The following is a 4,911-nucleotide window of genomic DNA, read 5'->3' as shown; positions in this document are numbered from 1 at the left end:
CTGGGAACGACGCGACGACATCCACGAGGCCTTCCTCGGACTCGCCGTCTGCCTGATCACCCACCGACACGTCCAGAGGCTTTGTTAGGGCCAGTAAGCGGGATGTACGAACGCCTCTACCGCTACGTGCCCGTGATGCCGGGGCGCCGGCCAACCTTCCAGGAACCGGCGGTGGAGGAGTGGCGGCGCCGCTACCCGCTCTCCCCCCGCGTCCTGTTCGTCCTGGACGGCACCGGCCCCACCGGTGTCGAGAACCGGATCCGTGCCCTGCGCGCCGGGGCCAGGCTGCTGGCGCCGTCCCACTTCCCGTACGACGTCCCCATCCTCGCGGCGCCGCTGGCCGACTTGCTCCCCCATGGCCCCTCCGCACCCGTGTGGCGCCCCGTCCACGACCCCGACCAACGAGTCCCCTGGACCGGCTCCGGGCATCGGCAGACATGAAGCGCGGCCGCCGCAGAGAGGCATCGGCCGTGCGCTGACCAGCCATGGTCGGGGCTGGGAGCGGCATGGCCGTACCCGTGGTCGGCCTCATGGTCGGGGCGGGTCCAGCGCGTCGCACCCGTGCTCCGGTCAGCGGTCCACAGCGGGCAGGTGGGCCAGGCCGGTGTCGAGCATGATGCGGTCGACGGTCTCGTGCAGGGCGCTGTCGGCGCCGATGACGGTCTCGGTGCCGCCCGGCAGCAGATCGCATGCCCGGTACCAGTCGCGCAGCTGCGTCTCGCTGACGTCGTCGGCGATCGGCTTGGTGGCGTGCCGGGCGAGGGTTTCGCCCAACGGGACGTCCAGGTAGTAGCTGTGGGTCAGGCCGCGGTGGTCGGCGCGCAGCTCGGTGAGCATGTCGCCGTAGCGGTCGGCATAGAGGATGCCTTCGACGACCACGTGGAATCCGGCGCCCAGGGCATAGCGGGCGGTCAGGCCAATCAGGCCGATGTTCGCGGCACCGGGCCGGTCCCGCTCGCGGAGCACGATGCGGCGAAGGTTGTCCTGGCCGACCACCGCCAGGCCCCGGCCGAACCTCTCACGCAGGCCGGCCGCAACGGACGACTTCCCCGAGGCGCTATTACCGCGCAGCACGACCAGCCGGGTTTCTTCGGTGCCCACCATCACGGCCCTCACGTTATCGACGGCCGCTGACAGCGCCGGGGCCTTCCGAGGCGTCGGCGGCGGAGACGCTCGGACGAGTGACTTTTCCCTCGCGTACGCGGGGTGGCGTTGCCGCCCGTTGCAGGTCGTTGCCGCCCGTTGCCGTTCACCTCCGGCGGCCTTCCCCTGCCTTGCCGGGAGCCGGGAAGCTGGTGACGCCCGCGCCCGCGCCCGCGAAAGGGTTGGTCCCGTGACCACTGACGCCGCCGAACGCCACCCTCTGGCCGTGCGCGGCCAGAAGGCGGAGGCGTACCTGCTCCGGGTCGCTGAGCAGCACCAGCGCATGGGATACGGGCAGATGGTCTACCGCCGGGAGAAGGCGTCCCGGTGGATCAGGGGCGGCTACGCGCCCAGCTACCACACCCAGCGGTGCATGCACTGGAGATCACAGGAGGTCCGGTGGACCGCAGGAAATTTCTGATCACCACGTCCGTCACCCTGGGCACCACCGTGGCGCAATGGTCCGCCGCCGCCCCTGCGGGCGCGGCCCCCACCGCGGGCAGCCGGATCGGCGACGACGTCCCCGACCGCCTGCGCCGGCTGGACGACACCGTGGACTCCGGCGACGTCTACGATGCGGCCCGCGCTGAACTCCGCATGATCAGGGCCACCCTCAAGAACGCCTCCTTCGGCGAAGGTGTCGAGCGCCGCCTGTTCGCCGCGGCGGCCGAAGCGTCCCGCAGTGCGGGCTGGACCGCCTACGACAGCGGGAAGGCTGCCGCCGCCGAACGCCACTATCGCTCGGTTCGCTGAACAGCCGCCAGAATCCACCAGCTCCCAGCCGTCGGTGCAGGACCGGTGCCGGTGTCAGAACGGGAAGATGATGTGTTCGAGCCGTAATGGCTCCTTCAGGGCGGCCGGGTTCCCGGACCATCCCGGGCCTGTCACTGATGAGGTGTCGCGGGGGAGGTGACTGGCGCCCCTGAGCCGGTCACGTTCTTCTCGAAGACTGCGGCAGCAAGGGCGGAAGCGAGTTTGAGGAGTTCGGCGGACCGGCGGTCGAGGAGGGTGCTGCCGTCCTGACTGTCGATGTTGAACACGCCGTACTCGCGGATCCGTTCTCTGTTGCCAAACGATTCCGTGACGGGAACTGGGAGACAGATGAACTGGTTGTAGCGGTGGTCAGGCTGGCCCGCGGACCAGTCCTGGAAGAAATCGCCGAGAGTCAGCTCACGCCGCTCGAACCGGTCGGTCACTCGGGCCAGATCAACGTACTTCTGGATCTCCGGGGAGTCCCTGACGGTCTTTGAGGACAGAAGGGATCGCACCCGGTCCAGCCGCCCCATACGTTCAAGGAGGCCTATGTTGCACAGAACGTCCCGCTCCTGGGGCCAGGCCACGATCCTGCCTTCGACCAGTGACCAGGCTGCTATAGAGAGCGGATAGTTGAAGACATTGTGGGTGGCATTCAAAGGCAGTACATGGCGGGCTTCGAGCTGCATTCCATGGTCCGCAGTCTCGACCAGTTCGCAGAACGTGATCCGGACGGTTCTGCCGGGGAACACTTCGCGTTCAATGAACTTGGCTATGTGCCCCAGTGCTGCCGCTGCAGTCGTGGCGTGGCTGATCGAGCTGACCAGGGAACGGGTGACGGGAGAGGAGATCGTGATCGTCTCGTTCTCGCTGATCCGCTCCAGAAACTGCGGCAAGTCCGCGTAATCGTCGCCGTAGGAGACTGCTTCTATGCCGTACGCCCTCATCTGGGCGATGTCGACGCCGGGCAGGCGTCCGTTGAAGAGAGCGATGTGAGGCGACTGCTCCTCCTTCGTGCGGTCGCTGATGCGGGCGAACTCGGCAAGTAATTTACCCATGTGCGGATCCGAGAGACCGCCGACGCTGGAGCCAAGGAACATCAGAACACCCGAGTGGAAGGCTGCCTGCGCGATCGCCTCGGAGTCATTGTCCAGCACGATGCGCTGGTAGTCGGACGAAGAGAGGATGATGCTGCGGGGCACGTCATACCGGCCGTGCAGGTGGATGACGCCGCTTTCCGAGCGCAGCAGTGACCGGATACCGGCGGTGTCGAGCCAGGTTACCGAGCGCTGCCCTGGTGTCACCTGGGCTCTTTCCAGCAGAAGGTCGTAGTTGGTAGTGATCGCTACGCGCGGGCTCAGGGCACGCAGGGCTTCTGTGAGTCCGGTGGGGTGAGCTTCGGGTTCGTGGAAGAGATCGTTGAAGAAGCCCTGGTAGTGCACGGAGTCGTAGTGGGCGGCTGCGGTATCGGCGAAGAGGCCCTGGAAGAACTGGAATGCGGCCGGCAGGTCGCCGGACTTGGCCAGCGACTCCAGGGTGCGGATCTTCTGCGCTGGGACGGTTCGTCGTGACTGGGACCGCAGGTAGGCCGCTCCAGCACCCAGCAGCTGGGGCCACGAGGGAAGCCCGGCTTCCGAAGTGCTGTAGCCAGCGCCGATGAAGGGAATCAGATTCCCGTTGCGGTGGGCCTCTCGCAGGTAGTGCAGGTGTTCGTTCATGGCATCTCACTGGACAGATCAATCACCTGCTGGGTGGCCATGTACGCGAGAACTCCTTCGAACGAGTCCACCCGGCGGATGGCCGATGTGTCGGCCGGCTCGGCCATGCCGACCTCGGGAAGGATGTGCGGCACGACTTCTGCCATCAGTCCGCCCACTCCGCTGCGGCGGCCGTACCTGGCCCACACTGCGGCGCATCCCGCCTCTACGGCGGGGACGAGGTCCCGGGCGACGCTGTCTCCGATGACTGTCACATAGCGGGGGGCGACACCGAAGTCGTCGATGATCCGCCGGTACATCACCGCGTTCGGCTTGAGGTCAGCCACGGGGATACGCCACAGCGGCCGGAATCGCCGCGAAGGCCGCGACCAGCCGGGAACTTCAGTCAGGTAAACGGCCTGCGAGGAGCGGGGCCTGCGACGGAACCACTGCTGAGCCACGATCCCGGTGAGGTAGCGATCCAGTTTCAAATGACGGAGCCTGCGTAACACTTCATGAATGGGCGCGTCTGTGTGTCCGATGATCGCTACGTTCTCTTGCTGCAGATGTCCGAGGGTGCGCAGGACCGTGGGGTAGGGGTGGATGGTCGCAGATCCAGCGTCCCAGAAGGCTTTCAGGCAGGCCCGGGTCACTTCGCGACGGCTTGCGCGTGGGAGTTCCAGTACTTCCGGCAGTTCCTCCACCGCAAACGGGTATTCGATACTGCCGTGGCGCGTGAAGACGTCCCGAAGCTTTTCGGTCACCGTACTGGAGTCAATCGCAAGCCGTGCTTCCAGCTCGGCAACCAGCGCCGAAATTCCCGCTTCGTAGTAAGCGGCAAAGTCGTAGAGCGTGTTGTCCAGGTCAGTGACGAGAACCACCCGGCTGGACCTGACCATGAGCTTCCCTGGCGCTTTGGGAACGAACGGGTGCCGCATCCTAGCGTGAGCCGGGCAGAAGGTGGTAGACAAGGCCAGCGTGGGACGGATGACCCAACGGGAAGTCGCCGCTTGCAGCGGTGCCGTGTCTGCAGGTGGGGTGACCATGTGACCAGGGGCGCGGAACAGCGGTCGCCGGAAATCGACTTACGGATCGGCGACATCCGACTGCCCCCTCCCCCTGCCGCTCTTCACGCTGTCGCTGCGCTCTCAACTGCCCCCGCACCGCTGGTAGCGCCTGCCGGCCTGACCACCACCCGAGAGCATCTGAGCCGGCATTTCACCCGTCACATCTGGCATGCCACACCGGACCAGGTCGTCGTCTGCTCCGGCGCCACCAGTGCGGCGGCTGCGCTGATCACGGCATGGACCCGTCCGGG

Annotated in this window: 6 protein-coding genes; 3 read left to right on the top strand and 3 right to left on the bottom strand. The window is 66.6% G+C overall.

From position 1 onward, the window contains the following. The first annotated feature begins 102 nt into the window (after positions 1 to 102). Positions 103 to 441 (top strand): hypothetical protein, encoded by a 339-nt coding sequence (locus H305_RS0143445; RefSeq protein WP_028805922.1) that lies wholly within the window; start codon positions 103 to 105, stop codon positions 439 to 441. Between the two features lie 129 nt (positions 442 to 570). Here the strand turns inward: H305_RS0143445 and H305_RS0143440 are convergent, their stop codons facing one another. Further along, a complete protein-coding gene (locus H305_RS0143440; RefSeq protein WP_028805921.1) occupies positions 571 to 1,104 on the bottom strand; it encodes an AAA family ATPase in 534 nt (177 codons plus the stop codon). Between the two features lie 229 nt (positions 1,105 to 1,333). On the opposite strand from H305_RS0143440, the gene H305_RS0143435 reads away from it, so the two are divergent. Both H305_RS0143435 and H305_RS0143430 read left to right on the top strand, forming a co-directional pair. Continuing rightward, positions 1,334 to 1,564 (top strand): hypothetical protein, encoded by a 231-nt coding sequence (locus H305_RS0143435; RefSeq protein ID WP_028805920.1) that lies wholly within the window; start codon positions 1,334 to 1,336, stop codon positions 1,562 to 1,564. Continuing rightward, positions 1,543 to 1,896: a hypothetical protein gene (locus H305_RS0143430; protein ID WP_028805919.1), complete on the top strand. Its 354-nt coding sequence runs from the start codon at positions 1,543 to 1,545 to the stop codon at positions 1,894 to 1,896. The genes H305_RS0143435 and H305_RS0143430 overlap by 22 nt, the downstream gene beginning before the upstream one ends. A 131-nt stretch (positions 1,897 to 2,027) precedes the next feature. Here H305_RS0143430 and H305_RS0143425 read toward each other — a convergent pair whose 3' ends face one another. After that, positions 2,028 to 3,614: an SIR2 family protein gene (locus H305_RS0143425; protein ID WP_028805918.1), complete on the bottom strand. Its 1,587-nt coding sequence runs from the start codon at positions 3,612 to 3,614 to the stop codon at positions 2,028 to 2,030. Next, positions 3,611 to 4,492 (bottom strand): HAD family hydrolase, encoded by an 882-nt coding sequence (locus H305_RS0143420; RefSeq protein ID WP_028805917.1) that lies wholly within the window; start codon positions 4,490 to 4,492, stop codon positions 3,611 to 3,613. The genes H305_RS0143425 and H305_RS0143420 overlap by 4 nt, the downstream gene beginning before the upstream one ends. Positions 4,493 to 4,911: the final 419 nt, after the last annotated feature.

This window comes from Streptomyces sp. 142MFCol3.1 (assembly GCF_000424945.1).
In the GTDB taxonomy this organism is placed as follows: domain Bacteria; phylum Actinomycetota; class Actinomycetes; order Streptomycetales; family Streptomycetaceae; genus Streptomyces; species Streptomyces siamensis.
Note: the sequence above shows the minus strand (reverse complement) of the source record. Positions and strands in the feature narration are given on the sequence as shown.